This is a genomic window from Streptomyces sannanensis, from assembly GCF_039536205.1.
GTDB lineage: Bacteria > Actinomycetota > Actinomycetes > Streptomycetales > Streptomycetaceae > Streptomyces > Streptomyces sannanensis.
In genome coordinates, this window is sequence record NZ_BAAAYL010000001.1 from 5,299,672 (window position 1) to 5,315,265 (window position 15,594).

Here is a 15,594-nt window from a genome sequence, read left to right on the forward strand (position 1 = left end):
GTGGAGGATCAGTCGCGGTCCCGCAGGCTCCAACAGAAGATCGGCCTGCTGATGCCCGCCGTCGACGCCGCGTCCCGGCGTATGTGGACGCACCCGCACAGCGACCGGATGTATGTGGAGTGGCTCAAGACCCTGCACGGCACGATCCGTGCGACGGTGCCGCTCATGCTGGCCGCGACCGAGCAGTGCGTGGCCCGCCAGGGCGACCCGGTCGCGGACATGCTCGGCCGTTACCTGTCCAAGCACATCCGCGAGGAGTACGGGCACGACCAGTGGGTCGCCGACGACCTCGTGGTGGCCGGCGGGGACCCGGCCGAGCTGTGGTCGGCGGTTCCCGGCCCGGCGATCGCCTCGCTGGTGGGGTCGCAGTACTACTGGCTGCGGCACGTCCATCCGATCGCGCTGGTGGGCCACATCGCGGTGCTGGAGGGCAATCCTCCCGGCCCCGGGCTGGCGGCGGACCTGGCGTCGCGCACCGGGCTGGCGGGGGACGCCTTCCGTACCATCGTGCGTCACTCGCACCTGGACGTGCAGCACCGCGACGACGTGCTGCGGCTGGTGGACAGGCTGCCGCTCGGCGCGGCGCTGGAGGACCTGTTGGGCCTCAGCGCGCTGCACACCCTGCGGGGGCTGATCGAGGTGATGGAGGCCGTCGCCGACCGGGTGGAGGCGGACGTCCCCGCGGCCGTGGCCGGATGAGACGGCCGGGGGGGCTGGGACTGTTACGCGGCAGGGACTTCCGGCTGCTGTTCGGCGGATCGGTCGTGTCGGGCCTGGGTGACTGGCTGGACCAGGTCGCGTTGCTGGTGCTGGTCACCACGGTCTGGCACGGGGGTGCGGGCGGTCTCGCGCTGATAGTCAGCGCCGGCATGCTGCCGTTGCTCGCCGGCCCGTTCCTGGCGGTTCTGACGGACCGCAGGCCGTCCCGGCAGACGCTGCTGCTGACGGACGGCGCCCAGGCCGCTCTGACCCTGGGGCTGGTGTTCGCGCCCGGTACGTACTGGGCTGCCGCACTGATCCTGGCGCGTTCCACGCTGGGCTCGGTCAGCGGCATCGCCGGCCAGATCCAGCTGCGGGCGACGGTCCAGCCGCGCGACATCCCTTCGGCCACGGTGCTGCTGCAGACGGCGATGCAGTCGGTCAAGATTCTCGGTCCGGCGCTCGGCGGGCTGCTCGTCGTTTTCCTGTCACCGCGCGCGATTTTCGCGATGAACGCCTTCACCTTTGTCTTCGCGGTGGTATGCGCATGGGCTCTGCGTAACACATCACGACCCTCCGCGGAAAACGGAACGCATTATTTCACGGAGCTCAAAGAGGGTTTCTCCCATGTTTTCGGATCGCGTGTCCTGAGATCCCTGCTGTTCGTCATGTGCTGCCTCATGTTCGTCGTGTTCCTCTACGACTCCATGGCCGCCCTGATCGTGCCGGCGCTGGGGATGGGGCCGTCGTACATCGGCTACATGGTGTCCGCCGTCGGCGTCGGTGGTGTGGTGGGATCCCTGCTCATGGGGAAACTGGTCACGCGGATGAAACCCTTCGTGACCATGGCGTGGTCGATTCTGATCATCGGCTGCATCATCGCTTCGATCGGAATATCGATAGTTCGCGAAATGCGTATTGACGCGGCCTTCTGGCTCTGTGTTATTTTCCTTCTGGGCGTCGCGAGCGCCGGCATTCTGGTCACCTTTCCGAATGTCGTGCACGCGGAGACCCCGGTGGAACTCACCGGCCGGGTATGGGCACTCATGAGTTCCGTGCCCGCCCTGCTCAACGTACTGGCGCCGCCCCTCGCGGCATTCTTCGTCACCTGGTTCGGTATCGGCCGGCAGCTGCTGGCGGCGGGCGCGGCGCTGCTGCTGACCGCCCTCGCGGTGGGCCTGCGGCTCGGCGACGTACCCCGTGTCGCCGGGCACGACGAGACCGGCACTCAGGGCGCCACACCCGCCCCGGCCGCCACGCAGGGCGCCACGGCCACCCCGGCCGGCACGCAGGACGCCCCGGCCGGCCCGGCCGCGGAGTCCGGACACGAGCACGCCCGCACCACGCCCCCTCTGCCCGCACCTGACCGCGGTGAGCACCCGCCCGCGGTCGTGCGGGACACCGGCCGGCCCACGGGCACGGCCCCTCTCACTCCCGGCGCTCCGCGCCGGGGCCCGGTAGCCCCGCGCGGCAGGCGCGCGGAATTCTCCAAGGAGGACACCATGAGCGAGAAGATCGACAAGCTGGCAGCGGCGGGTTTCGTCGTCACCGAGGCCAACGCGGCCCAGCAGGAAGTCCTGAATTCCCTCAGCGACGACGAGATCGGCGTTCTGCTGAGCGTCAAGTCCCGCGTCGAGGCTGCCGGTTCGGACGTCGAAGGCCACGTTGTCTCCGACCCCAGCGGCGGCTACCTCTGGTAACACGCCGTACCTCGCCGGGCATGTCCCGGCGACGACGGTAACCGGCCCCACGGCGGCGTCACGGCCGTCGGCGGGCCTCGCACCACTCCGGCACAGCAGCGGGTGGTGCACGGCGGAGCGAGCGCCGTGCACCACCCGGTCGTCCCCTTGAGTGAACGGGCAGGAGAGCATGAGCGGTCCCGACCGCCCGGCCGAGTCCACACGAGCGTGCTCGGACTGCGGCCTGCGCCATCCCCCAGCGGCCCGCTTCTGCATGGCCTGCGGCACGGAACTGGCCCGGCCCGGACCACCACCGGGCGGCCTGCGCTTCGTCTCCGTGGTGTTCTGCGACGTCGTGGGTTCCACGAACCTGGCGACCACGCTGGAACCCGACCGCTGGGCCGCGGTGCTGGACGGCTACTTCACCCGGGTCGGCGCCCTGGTGGAGGAACACGGCGGCAAGGTGGAGAAGTTCATCGGCGATGCCGTTGTCGCCGCCTTCGGCATGGACGCGCACGGCGAGTCCGCCGCCGCGGCCGCGGTGGCCGCCGCGGCCGCGATTGTCCGCGGCACCCGCGCGTACGCGGCGGAGCTGGGCGAACTCCTCACGGGGGACTTCCCCGTACGGGCCGCGGTCGCCTCCGGGCACGTCGCGGTCAGCGCCCGCACCTCCAGTTTCGTCATCGGGTCGGTACTCAACCGGGCCGCGCGACTGCAGCAGTACGCACCCGACGACGGTGTGATCGTCGATCTCGCCACCCGCCTCCAACTCCCCGACGACGTACCGCTGTACGCGCTGGAGCCCGTCGCGGCCAAGGGGTTCGAGCAGGCCGTGCCCGCCTGGGTGCTCGGCACCACCGTCGCAGCCCCCCGCCCGGGCGACAGTCCGCTGCTCGGCCGGGACACGCTCGTCGGCGAACTCGCCGACGCCGTCTCGACCGCCCTGACGTTGCCGGCGCCCCGGCTGATCGTCGTCGACGGTGCGTCCGGCGTCGGCAAGAGCCGGCTGGTCGCCGAGGCGCTCGACCGCTGCCCCGACCATGCCACGGCTCTGCTGACCTGCCCGTCCCCGGGATCCGGACTCGGCCTGCTGGCCTGCTACCTCCTCCAGGAAGGGCTGGAGCAGGCGGCCGCGGCGCAGAAGGCCCGGGTCGAGATCACCGCTCATGTCACCGGGCTGTCCAGCCGGGCCGAGCGCGCCGTGGTGCAGGACCGCGGTGAGCTCACCCGCGCTCTCGGCCGGGCGCTGGCACTGTTCCGGGGGCCCCGCCCGCTGGTGCTGATCATCGAACGCGCGGAGTGGATACCGGATGTCCTCACCGACGTACTGGACGAGCTGTGCGCGGCCGGTGACCCTCGGACCGCCGTCGTCGTGGTCGGTGTCACCACCCCGCCCGTGCCGGACGGGCACACCGCGCACCGGCTGACGGTACCGCCGCTGTCCGCGCCGGACGCCCGGCAGCTCGCCGAGCGGCTACTGACGATGCGTCAGCAATGGGCGGCGGTACCCGCCGCCGAATCGCCCGCCGTCGATGCGTGCACCGTCGAATCGCCCGCCGCCGATCCGCGCACCGCGGGCGCCGCCGCGCAGATCGCCGAGCGGGCCGGCGGCAATCCGCTCTACATCGAGCAGATGGTGGCCCTGCGCCGCTTCGGGCAGGAGGACGACGACTGGGTTCCGCCCAGCGCGCACGCCGCTCTCGGTGCCCGGCTGGACCGACTCGCCCCGGAACCACGCGAGTTGCTGACGTTGTTGTCCGCCGCCGGGCGCGACCTCACCCTGGAGGACCTGGGCACGCTGATGCCGTCCGCCCAGGTCGCCACCGCCGCGGCGGCTCTTGTCGAGGCGGGCCTGCTGGCCAGGGCGGAAGCGCGCCGGGGCCGGCTGGCGCCGGCCTATCCGGTGGTCGCCGAAGTCGCCGTGCGCCGTATGACGCTCGCCGAGACCGCCGCCGTCCACACCCGTCTCGCGCAGGCCGTGGAGCCCGTCGCGCTGAGACGTCCGGCCGTCGCCGAACTCCTCGCGGGGCACTGGGAATCCGTGCACACCGCGCTGCGCGGGGTGGAGCCGGGCTCCGAGCGGGCCACCGCGGCCGCCGCCGCCGCCGTCCGGGCGCTCGACGCGGCAGCCCGGTTCGCGCTCTCCAGGGGCCGCCCCGAACTCGTGCTCGGTCTCACCGGGCGGGCACGGCGTCTGACACCTCCGGACAGCCCCGACGTCTGGGACGCCGACGTCCTGGAGGCCTACGCGCTCGGCAGCCGGGGCATGCCGGCGGACGCGCTGGAACGCGTCCGACGCGTCCTGGAGGCCGATCCCGGCACGGTCCCCCCGGCGGCGGGCATCCACGCCAGGCTGAACGCCCTGTACGCCGGCACCTACGTCAACGGTGCCGCCCCCGACGCGTCGGACGACCCGCGTCACCTCGCGGCGGCCGCGGCCGACGACCCCGAAGCCAGGGCCGGAGCGCACCTGTACGCCGGTCTGCAGGCGCTGCGTTCGGGCGACCACCCCGCCGCCGAACACCAACTGCGCGCGGCGCTGCGGGCGGCCGACGCCGCACCTCAGTGTCTGGGCCGTACGGAGATCTACGCGAACCTCGCGATGGCCCTGGTCAACGGCGACACACCGGTCCCGGCGGCACTGGCGGACTGCGAGCGTCTGCACCGCGAAGTCGCCGGGTCGCGTCTGCTGTCCTCGGCCGTCGCGGTGCCGCTGGCCCTGGTACGGCACATGGCCGGCGACGCCGCCGGCGCGGACGCCGCCATCGACCAGGCTGAAGAAGCGCTGCGCGAGCTTGGGCAGAGCACCGCGGTCGCCACGATCACCGGCTGGCGCGCGGTCCTCGCCGCCCGGTCCGGCGACTGGGCGGCGGCGGCCCGGTGGTCCGCACTCCAGGGCGAGCGGTGCGACGCGTTGGGCATGGCCCAGCAGGCCCATCTCGCCCGCCTCCACGCGGAGTTGGCCCTGGCGATCGGCGGAGAACCCCCGGCGGTCGGCCGGGAATCCGCAGCGGTCGGCGGGGAACCCCTGGCCGCGGACGACCCCGGGCAGGACCTCGCCGAGCCGGCCGCGGGCCCGGCCCGGCCGTGGGCCGAACACGCCGTCGTCCTCCAGGCCCGCGCCGCCCGGTCCCTGTCGGCGGACGACCCGCTCACCGCGGCCCGGTACCTGGACGCCGTCCTCGACCACCTCGCACCGGTACGCGGCAGCGGCGCGTTGATCAGCCCGCTGCTGTGCGCCGCCTTCCTCGCCAACCGCACCGCCCTGCCCGTCGCCCGACGGGCCCTGACCGCCCTGCGGCACTCGGTCGACCACAAGCAGGACCGCGGCATACGGCTCCCACGGCCGACGCGATGACCGGCCCCCGGAGCCCGTCGGTCACGCCGGGGCCTTGAGGGACCCGGGGCCGAAGAGCTCCGGGGCCCCGTCGGCCCCGACCGCCGAACCCGCCCCTCTCCACGTACCTCCAGAAAGCAGCCGCCGTGCGTGTTCTCCTGCTGTACGCCAACCCCCACCAGGTGCTGCCCGTCAGCCCTTACGGGCTGGAGGTCATCCGCGCCGCCGTGGCGGACGCCGCGCTGCCCGTCGAGACCACCGTGTGCAACCCGTTCCTCGAATCCCTCGACCCCCACGCGCGCCTCCTGGACGTCCTGGACCGCACCAGGCCCGACCTGGTCGCGATGTCCGTGCGCAACATCGACAACGCGGTGGTCGCCTGCGACCCGTTGCCCGGTCCCGACGGGCGCTGGATCGACGTGGTGGACTACCTGGAACCCATCGCCGGTCTCACCGCCGTGCTCCGCGCCTGGAACCCCCACCTGCCGGTCGTGGCCGGTGGCGCCGCCTTCACCTCGTGCCCCGTCGAGGTGATGGACCGGCTCGGCCTGGACTTCGGCCTCACCGGCCCCGCGGAGACCGGGTTCACCACCCTGCTGCGGACACTGGTGCACGGCGACCCCCGCCGCCTGCGGCGCCTCACCGCCGACGCTCTCGCGACGCTTCCGGGCGGCCTGGTCCGTACCGCCGACGGCACCGTCCACGCCGGACCGCGGTCCCGGAACGACGTGCTGTCCCAGCCGTCGACGACACTGCCGGAGATCGCCCCGGAATACGTGCTCTTCTCCAAGGCGCGGGGCATCCCCACCGCACTGCGCTCCCACGCGGGCTGCCCGTTGCGCTGCTCGTACTGCATCGACCCCGTCAACATGGGGCGGGTGGACGCACGCCCCGCGGCGGCCGTCGCCGCCGAAGCCAACCACTACGTGGAACGGTACGGACTCACCCACTTCCACCTGGCCGCCCCGGAAGTGAACCTGCCCTACGAGCGCGCGCTGATCGACGTGTGCCGGGCGCTGGCGGACAGCCGGTACAGCGATACGATCAGCTGGCACGGCTACTTCAACGTCAAACCGTTCTCCGCCGACCTGATGGACGCCCTGACCCGGTCCCACTGCGTCCGCCCCAGCTTCTCCGTCGACGCCTTCGACGACCGGATGCTGCGCGGCCACCACAAGAACTACCGGCTGCGCGACATCGAGGACACCTTCGGACTGCTGCTGCGCCACCGGCCGCCATGGATGCAGGTACAGGTCGGCGTGCTGTTCGGGCAGCCGGGGGAGTCGGCCGCGACCCTGGAGAACGCGATCGGCCACATCCGCCGGCTGGCCGACCGGGGGGTGTCCGTGGCCTACTCCTGCGGACTCCGCGTGTACCCGCACACCCCGCTGGCCCGCACACCGCTCCCACTCCGGCACCTGTACCGGGCGTCCGGCCCGGTCGCCGCGGCTGAAGCCGCCGGACCGGCGGGCGCCACCGGATCTGCGGACGCCACACGGGTGATTCCGCCCGCCGAGCTGCTCACCCCGCTCGTGTACTGCGAACCCATGCCACCGCGCGAACTGGCCGCCTACCTCGCGGACCGCTTCGCCGACTGCCCGAACGTCGGCTTCATCGACGAGGGGCCGGTGAAGGAAGCACGCATGCCGTCGTGGCTGCGCCCGCTGAACGTGGCCACCTGGCATCTGGCCAACGGCCGCCCCGCGGAGGCGGCGGGGATGGCGCGCCGGGTGCTCGCCGACGGCGACGAGCTCGGGATCCGGATGGCGCAACGCCTGTTCCAGGAGGCCGCGGCGACACCGGCCACCGTAGGTACCGGGCCGCTCGTGCCCTCGGCGGCCGAGTGACCGGCCGTCCACCCCCGCGCAGCACCCCGCGCGCCACCTTCACCGAACCCGTGTCCACCGGAGGGCATCGTGCAACTGACCCACCACACACCCGACTTCGCCGTCTTCGACGATTTCCTCGCCCCCGACGCCGCGGCCTCGCTGTGGCACCGGCTGCGCGACCAGGAGTTCCACTTCGTCCACGCCCGCCGTGACGGTGCCTGGAACAGGGTGTACGGACTGCTGGACGGCAGCCCGCTCAGCGGCCCGGGCACCATCAACGACCCGGACGGGCACTTCACCGGACGCTTCCCCGACCACGCGAACCACCCGACGGGGGGCGCGACCGACTGCGTGGTGAAGCAGATCGAGGAGGCGAAGCCGGAACTCCTGCCCTGGACGGGCCGTTTCGGCGAAAACTGGCACGCTTTCACCAGCCGGCCCTTCCTCTACCCCCAGGGCAGCGGACTGGCCTGGCACGACGACTCCGGGAACCGGGCCGCGTCGTTCGTCTTCTACGCGCACCCCGAGTGGCAGCCCTCCTGGGGAGCGGAACTCCTGGTCAGCCCCGCCCCGTCCGACGACCTGGATCCCGAGCGACGCCACGCCCACCTGACCGAACGCCCCGGCCAGTACGTCGCCCCGCTGCCCAACCGCCTGGTGGTCATCCGGTCCGGCGTCCCCCACATGATCAAGAAGGTCGAGCCCCACGCGGGAGACCGGCTGCGGGCCTCGGTCGCGGGCTTCTTCCTCCGCCGACCGACGGTGACCGGCTGAACCGGGTGCGGTGGGGCTCGGGTCGCAGGATCGGCCGGGTGCCGGGTGCCGGGTGCCGGGTGCCGGGTGCCGGGTGCCGGGTCTTGTCGCCGTGCGCGCGGGTGCCCGACCGTCGCGCCGGAATGGCCGGCAGCCACGCGGGTCCAGTATGAAGGGCGGGATTCCGACCAGGAGCGGCTTTATGGCCCCGGCAGTGCAGATCCGATGAGGCAGCGATCACGATGAAACTGATGTTCGATGGCGTCTGGTGCGCGACCGTGACGGACGAGCCGCTGCATGTCAGGCCCCGCCTCACGGGAGGCTCCGTGCGCGTGGCGGAGTACGCGGACGTGGTGGAACGGGAGAAATTCCTCGCGGACACGTTCGGCAGCCAGGACTGGCTGTGGGACGCTCCCGACGTCTTCAGGTTCGACCCGGCTGGCCGGCGGCTGGCCGGGGCCGAGTTCCGGATGCCGGAGGAGGCCGCCTCCGCCGAGGACTCCGCCCGCCTCCCCCTGACGCCCGCGGTACGCCCGTGCGGGCTGAGGGCGGACCAAGTCCAGGACTTCCGGCACGAGATGTGCACGGTGCTGTGCCGCGCTCCCGGGGATGCCGTGCTGACAGGTCTGCGTGATCTCGATGTGCTGGACGAGCCGCTGGAGGCCCGCGTCGGGATCGCTCCTGACGTCGCGCTCCTCGTCCAGCACGGCACAGTCGTCGGCTGGAGCCTGACCGACCCCGCCCGGTACCTGACCACCGGGTTCGACGCTCCCGACCCGGCTCCGCCGTCCAACGCCACCCGCCGGCTGTTCACCGAGTGCCTGGACCTGATCACCACACCCGTGATCGACGACCTGGTGGACGGTGAGCCGGCCGCCCTGGCCCGGCTGCGGGCCGCCGACGAGGCGCTGCGTGCTCAGCACGAGGACCGGCACCGGGCCGACGCCCTGCTCGAGCTCATCGGCACCCTGGTGGAGGACTACGGGGACCGGTGACGGTCAATGCCGTGGCGGTGCTGCCGGCGGATGTCTGCGGGCTGACGTTCGCGTGCGGACGGCGTCGACGGCGGCACGGTTTCCGCCCCTTGGGCCCGCTCGGTCGGTGCCGAGCGTGATCGTGTCGCGGGGCGGAGCCGTCCGCGCGGCACATGCGCGGTGCGGTGCGGCGGGCGCCAAGACGGCATCCCTCGGCCGATAAATGGCATGACACGGCCTCCTGTTGCCACTAACTTCGTGGCCATGGGTATCGGCTACATGTTCCTGTGATCTCGCCGCTCGCGCTGTGCGAGCGAGATCGGACGACTGTCCTCGCGGCTTCCCGCGACAGTTCGATCGGCCAATGAGCGCCGAGAAACAGGAGCATGCTCATGCGTACCCCATCACCCTCGCCTTCCCTCGCCCATGCACAGCTCGCGCTGGACGAGGTCACCAGGCGCTACGGCGAGCACGTCGTCCTGGACCGCGTGTCCTTCACCGTCAAGCCCGGTGAGAAGGCCGGTGTCATCGGCGACAACGGCTCGGGAAAGTCCACCCTGTTACGGCTCATCGCGGGGCTGGAGGAACCCGACAACGGTGAGTTGACCGTTGCCGCGCCCGGCGGCACCGGCTATCTGGCGCAGCGGCTGGATCTGCCCGCCGGGCACACCGTGCGCGACGTCCTTGATCAGGCATTCGCCGGCCTGCGCGCGCTCGAAACGCGGCTGCACGCCGCCGGCGACGCGCTCGGTGACGCGTCCGGGAACGCCGACAAGGGGCAACTGGCCGCTTACGGCGATCTCCTGGCCGAGTTCGAGGCGCGAGGCGGCTATGAGGCCGACTCACGGGTGGACGCCGCGCTGCACGGCCTCGGCCTGCCCGGGCTCGACCGGGACCGGCTGGTCAGTACGCTGTCCGGCGGCGAACGGTCCCGGCTGGTGCTGGCCGCGACCCTGGCCGCCGCACCGGAGCTGCTTCTGCTGGACGAGCCGACCAACGACCTCGACGACGAGGCCCTGGACTGGCTGGAGAAGCGGCTGCGCGACCACCGCGGAACCGTCGTCGTGATCACTCACGACCGGGCGTTCCTGGAGGCGGTGACCTCGACGATTCTGGAGGTGGACCCCGACCGGCGGACCGTGAAGCGCTACGGCGACGGCTACGGGGGCTTCCTCGACGCCAAGGCCGCCGCCCGGGCGCGCTGGGAGCGCGAGTACGAGGACTACCTGGCCGAAGTCGCCCGGCAGGAGCGCCTGTCGGAGAACGCCGGCAGGATGCTGGCGTCCATCTCCCGCAGGGGACCGTGGGCGTTCAGCGGCAACGGCCACCACCGGGCCCGCTCCTCGTCCACGGCGACGTCCCACAAGGTCCGCAACGCCAACGAGCGCCTGCGCAGGCTGCGTGCCGAGCCGGTGCCCGCACCGCCCGAGCCGCTGCGGTTCTCCGCCGGCATCACCACCGTGCAGGGGGAGGCGGGGCCGGCCTGCGGGCCGCTGACCGAGCTGTCCGGGGTCGTCGTCGGGAACCGGCTGCGGGTGGACGGCCTGCGGATTGCCCCCGGTGAGCGAGTGCTGGTCACGGGGCCCAACGGCGCGGGGAAGAGCACGCTGCTGCAGGTGCTGGCCGGTGAGCTCGAAACCGACCGCGGCACGGTGCTGCGGGCGAGCCGTATCGGCTACCTGAGACAGGACGAGACGCCGGGACACCCGCGCCGCTCGGTCCTCGCGGAGTTCGCGGCCGGGCGGCCGGGGCATCCGGACGAGCACGCCGAACAGCTGCTCTCGCTGGGGTTGTTCAGGGAATCCGAACTGAGCACGCCGGTCGGCTCCCTGTCGGTGGGGCAGCGCCGGCGCATCGACCTGGCGCGGTTGGTGACCCGTCCCACGGACCTGCTGCTCCTCGACGAGCCGAGCAACCATCTGTCCCCGCTGCTGGTCGAGGAGCTGGAGCAGGCGCTGAGGGATTACCCGGGTGCGCTGGTCATGGTGACCCACGACCGTCGCCTGCGGCGGGCGTTCCGGGGCACGCATATCGAGGTCCGGGACGGAGTGCCGTCCGTACTGTGAGATGTCTGTCCACGACATGGCCTGGTCGTGCCAGCATGCACGGTATGCAACAGCAGCTGATTATCGGCGGCAGCGTGCCGGCGCCGAGTCGCCCGGGGTGACCTTCCCGGGACTCGCCGCCCGCACGCAGACCTCTCGCGCTCCGCGAGAGGTCTTTCTGTTTTCCGGCCCATCGGCCCCACAAGGGCCGGTCCCACAGGACAGGAGCACCATCGTGGAACACGCCCGGCTCACCGTCACACTGCGGCACAGCCCCGGAGCGCTCGCACGGCTCGCCGTGACGCTCAACAGTCAGCGCGTACTGGGTCTCACGTACGACGCGGCCCCGGCGAACGCGGCCCGGGCCGTCGTACAGGTGGTGAGGCCGGACGCCGTACGGGCGCAGGAGAAGCTGCGCCGGTTGGTGGACGTGATCGACGTGGCGGTGGAACACGGCTGACGGTCGCGGCGCGGCGCGCACCGATCCGTGACCGGGAGCGTTCTCGGCCGTGTCGCTCGTCTGCCGAACGGGTGACGGGCGGGAGAATTGCGATATGCAGAGAAAGCGCCCGAACGGGGGGATCCGTTGAGCAGGTACGGCCGGCACGACCGGTACGACGTCACCGATGAGCAATGGGAGGGCCTGGCCGAGGTCGTACCGCTGCGGGGCCGGGACGAGTGGCCCTCGCGGATCGACCACCGCGCACTGCCGCCGGAACGCGAGGCCGTGCAGCAGCGCCGCATGGTGGTGCTCCGGGTGCAGGTCTTCGCGGACGCCCGTGAGGTCGCGGAGTACCTCATGGCGCGGATTCCGGTACTGCTCGACCTGACCGGCGCGGAAACCGAAGTGGCCAAGCGGATCCTGGACTTCAGTAGCGGCGTCGTCTTCGGGCTCGGCAGCGGAATGCACAGGGTGGACCGGAATGTGTTCCTGCTGGCACCGGTCGGTACGGAGGTCGAAGGGGCCGCGCCCGAGGCCGTAACCCAATCGTAGGAAGGTCGTCGGGCGGAACGGTTCGGCGCGCTTGTCGCTGCGTACGGTCCGCTCATGGACGCAACCTGCGAGGACGTGAGCGCGCGCTCGCCCGAGACCGACCGCCGTGGGACCGGCCGCGAGACCGGCCGGGAGAACAGCCTTGGGGCCGGCGGGGAGAACCACCGCCCCATGGTCACCGAACTTCGGCTCTCCGCCTTCAAATCGCATCGCGGAGCCGTCTTTCCACTCGGCCCGCTGACCCTCTTCGCCGGTGCGAGCGGCAGCGGAAAGTCGAGCGTGCTCCAGGCCTACGAGGCACTGGCCCGCCTCGGCGGTGGCGCCGAACTCGGCACCGTCTTCCCCGACCCGGCCGGATGCGTACCGGAGCGGGCCGAGCCCGACGCCCAGGGGAGGCGCGGGTTCCGGATCGGCTGCACCGTTGACGGGCCCGTCGGCCCGGTGCGGCTCGACCTCGCCGTCCAGGCCGAGCCCGTGCTCCGTGTCGTCGGCGAACGGCTCAGCTGCGCCGGGCAGACCCTGCTCAGCACGGCCCTGCGTGACCCCGGCCGCCCCACCGTGGAAGCCGCATGGCACACCGCGGGCACGGCACGGGTCACCCGGGCCCCGCTCCCCGACGACCGGCTCGGCACCGCGCTGCTGCCGCTGCGGGTCGCGGGCAAGACCGAGGGACAACTGCGGGTGCTGGCCGCCGCGGAGCAGGCTGTGGTGGCGCTGCGCTCGGTGTTCGCGTGTGACCCGCAGCCGCAGCGCATGCGGCGGCCGGTGGCTGTTGGGGAGGGCAGGTTGCTGCGGGGCTGCGACAACCTCGCCGAGGTGCTGCGGCGTACCCGCGACGAGTGCGCCAGACGGCACGCGGTCCTGGTCGAGGCGGCTCGGGCGGGCTGCGCGGGACCCGTGCGGGATCTCTCCGTGGAGCAACTGGCGGACGGGACGGTACGGGCGGTACTCGGCCGGGGCGAGCCTGGGGACATCGGTACCAGTACGCCGGCAGGCACCCCCCCTCGGGCGACTGGGCGAGGGGGAGCTCAGATATCTCGCGCTGGCCCTGGTGCTGCTGACCGGGCCCGGGGTGCTGGCCGTGGACCCGGTCGCCGAGGTGCCGTCGGCGCGGCAGGCTCTCACGGTGCTCGCGGACGGACTCGACCGCTGCCTCGACCGGCGGCAGGCGGCCGAGCTGGTGTCCCTGGCCGCGGCGATGTGCGCCCGGGGACACATCCGGCTGGTGGGGGCGGTCGCGGACGCCTCGTACGCCCGGGGGACGGCCGGAGTGACCGTGGTAGACCTGGTGCGGTGAGCGAACCTGATATGCGTTCCCTGCAGCGCAGGCTGGCCGAGTTCGCGGCGGCCCGGCGGTGGCAGCCGTACCACACACCGAAGAACTTGGCGGTGGCGCTGAGCGTGGAGGCGTCCGAACTGGTCGAGATCTTCCAGTGGCTGACACCGGAGGAGTCGTCGCGGGTCATGGACGACCCGGAGCGCGCGCACCGGGTGGCCGACGAGGTCGCGGACGTCCTGGCGTATCTGCTGCAGTTCTGCGAGGTGCTCGGGGTCGACGCGCTGGCCGCACTGTCGGCGAAGATCGACCGCAACGAGCTGAGATTCCCGGTGCCGGGGGCCGAGGAGGACGGTGAATGTCACTCTCCGGAGTGATCGATTTGTTCACAACGTGCCTGGTGTCCACAGATTTCGGCATTGCCCTGGCGCCCGGGAGGGTCGGCCTTCACGCTGGGTAGTGGATTTGCGATTGCAGGGGACATCGTACGAACGGGGGTGGCGCATGGACGCCGTGCGGCTCATCGCGGTCACCAGGAGCGCCCTGGCACGGAGCCCGGCTGCGTGGGACATCGTGGCGGAGGCCTGGCAGGCCCAGGCCCTCGCCCAGGCCATCGGCAGCCGTCTGGCCCTGACCGGGCCTCCGGAACTGCGAGGAGAGGCGCGTGCCCTCGGCGAGGTGGGCGACCGTGGGTGCGTCACACCGGCGCAGTCCGTTCCCGGGGGTGCCTTACGCGCCGCCCGGCTGAGTGAAGTGGCAGAGCCGGCAAGGGCGCTGACCGAACTCGGCGCTCTCCTGGGCGAGGTCGGCACCGCCCTGGTCGGGGTGGCCTGCGCCACGGACGAGGAGGCGCTGTACTGGCACTGCATCGAAGCGATCGACGCCGCCGACGAGTCGAGCGACCATGTGCGCGGCATGCTGCGCCGCCTTGCGGTCAGGGACCGTGACCGAGCCCATGGCGGAGTGCGGAGTGCGGTCCAGGACTCCCCGGTGGGTCCGCCGGACACTTCCTAGCCCGCTCCCGGTCCGGCGGCCGGGAGACGCCCGGTGACGGTGCACGATGGATGTATGGACCTTCGACATACGCGGCCGGTCCACACGCTCGCCGCCGCGCTCGACCGGGGAGCGCTCGTCCTCGACGGCGGACTGTCCAACCAACTGGAGGCGCAGGGCTGCGATCTGTCCGACGCGCTCTGGTCGGCCCGGCTGCTCGCCGATGCCCCCGGCCGGATCCAGGCCGCGCACTCGGCCTATGCGCGAGCAGGCGCCCAGGTGCTGATCACCTCCAGCTATCAGGCGACGTTCGAGGGTTTTGCGCGGCGAGGCATCACCGCGGACGAGGCTGCGGGGCTGCTGGCCCGCAGTGTTGAACTCGCCCGCCGCGCGGGCGACACGGTGGAGCACGAGGTGTGGGTGGCGGCCTCGGTCGGGCCGTACGGGGCGATGCTGGCGGACGGCAGTGAGTACCGGGGGCGGTACGGGCTGTCGGTGCGGGAGCTGGAGCGGTTCCACCGGCCGCGCATCGAGGCCCTGGCCGCGGCCGGGCCCGATGTGCTCGCCCTGGAAACGGTGCCGGACGCCGATGAGGCGGAGGCGCTGCTGCGGGCCGTCGAGGGATGCGGGGTGCCGGTGTGGCTGTCGTACAGCATCATGGGGCGGCGGACCCGGGCGGGGCAGTCGCTGGAGTCGGCGCTCGCCCTGGTCGCCGGGCACGACCAGGTGATCGCCGCGGGCGTCAACTGCTGCACGCCCGAGGATGCCGGCCGCGCAGTGGAGCTCGCGGCGTCCGTCACCGGCAAGCCTGTGGTCGTCTATCCGAACAGCGGAGAGGAGTGGGACCCGGAGGCCCGGGACTGGCGCGGCGGGGGCACCTTCGACCCGGCGAGGGTGGCGGACCGGCGGGTGGCCGGGGCCCGGCTGATCGGCGGCTGCTGCCGAGTGGGCCCGGAACGGATCGCGGAACTGGCCCGGCTGATGCGGCTGCCGAAAGGGGCAGAGCCGTAACGAA

General features: G+C 72.4%; 12 protein-coding genes and 1 pseudogene. All 13 read left to right on the forward strand.

Features of this window, described 5'->3' with window-relative positions; translation table 11 throughout:
- A complete protein-coding gene (locus ABD858_RS24775) occupies window positions 1–699 on the forward strand; it encodes an iron-containing redox enzyme family protein (protein WP_345041398.1) in 699 nt (232 codons plus the stop codon).
- Entirely contained in the window at window positions 696–2,399 is a 1,704-nt protein-coding gene (locus ABD858_RS24780; RefSeq protein WP_345041400.1) for an MFS transporter, read from the forward strand. Before ABD858_RS24775 ends, ABD858_RS24780 begins: the two co-directional genes overlap by 4 nt.
- Before the next feature lie 169 nt (window positions 2,400–2,568).
- Complete coding sequence (locus ABD858_RS24785; protein ID WP_345041403.1) at window positions 2,569–5,736, forward strand: AAA family ATPase; 3,168 nt, start codon at window positions 2,569–2,571, stop codon at window positions 5,734–5,736.
- 125 nt (window positions 5,737–5,861) lie between these two features.
- Window positions 5,862–7,562, forward strand: coding sequence for a B12-binding domain-containing radical SAM protein (locus ABD858_RS24790; RefSeq protein ID WP_345041405.1), 1,701 nt, complete (start codon window positions 5,862–5,864; stop codon window positions 7,560–7,562).
- A gap of 69 nt (window positions 7,563–7,631) precedes the next feature.
- The gene (locus ABD858_RS24795) at window positions 7,632–8,318 is read left to right on the forward strand and encodes a 2OG-Fe(II) oxygenase (RefSeq protein WP_345041407.1); all 687 of its coding nucleotides are present in this window, start codon (window positions 7,632–7,634) and stop codon (window positions 8,316–8,318) included.
- A gap of 230 nt (window positions 8,319–8,548) precedes the next feature.
- Window positions 8,549–9,292, forward strand: coding sequence for a hypothetical protein (locus ABD858_RS24800; RefSeq protein ID WP_345041409.1), 744 nt, complete (start codon window positions 8,549–8,551; stop codon window positions 9,290–9,292).
- A gap of 365 nt (window positions 9,293–9,657) precedes the next feature.
- Window positions 9,658–11,337 carry a ribosomal protection-like ABC-F family protein gene (abc-f, locus tag ABD858_RS24805; protein WP_425586246.1) on the forward strand — a complete coding sequence of 560 codons (1,680 nt, stop codon included), beginning with the start codon at window positions 9,658–9,660 and terminating at the stop codon, window positions 11,335–11,337.
- 214 nt (window positions 11,338–11,551) lie between these two features.
- Complete coding sequence (locus tag ABD858_RS24810) at window positions 11,552–11,776, forward strand: hypothetical protein (RefSeq protein WP_345041414.1); 225 nt, start codon at window positions 11,552–11,554, stop codon at window positions 11,774–11,776.
- 126 nt (window positions 11,777–11,902) lie between these two features.
- Window positions 11,903–12,310, forward strand: a complete 408-nt coding sequence (locus ABD858_RS24815; protein ID WP_345041416.1) for a cell division protein SepF — start codon at window positions 11,903–11,905, stop codon at window positions 12,308–12,310.
- Between the two features lie 171 nt (window positions 12,311–12,481).
- Window positions 12,482–13,607: pseudogene (locus tag ABD858_RS24820) on the forward strand (AAA family ATPase).
- Window positions 13,608–13,618: 11 nt separating this feature from the next.
- On the forward strand, window positions 13,619–13,963 hold the full coding sequence (locus tag ABD858_RS24825; RefSeq protein WP_345044834.1) for a nucleotide pyrophosphohydrolase: 345 nt from the start codon (window positions 13,619–13,621) through the stop codon (window positions 13,961–13,963).
- A 127-nt stretch (window positions 13,964–14,090) separates the two neighbouring features.
- Window positions 14,091–14,600 carry a DUF6099 family protein gene (locus ABD858_RS24830; RefSeq protein WP_345041418.1) on the forward strand — a complete coding sequence of 170 codons (510 nt, stop codon included), beginning with the start codon at window positions 14,091–14,093 and terminating at the stop codon, window positions 14,598–14,600.
- Between the two features lie 54 nt (window positions 14,601–14,654).
- Window positions 14,655–15,590: a homocysteine S-methyltransferase gene (mmuM, locus tag ABD858_RS24835; RefSeq protein ID WP_345041419.1), complete on the forward strand. Its 936-nt coding sequence runs from the start codon at window positions 14,655–14,657 to the stop codon at window positions 15,588–15,590.
- The last annotated feature ends 4 nt before the right edge of the window (window positions 15,591–15,594 follow it).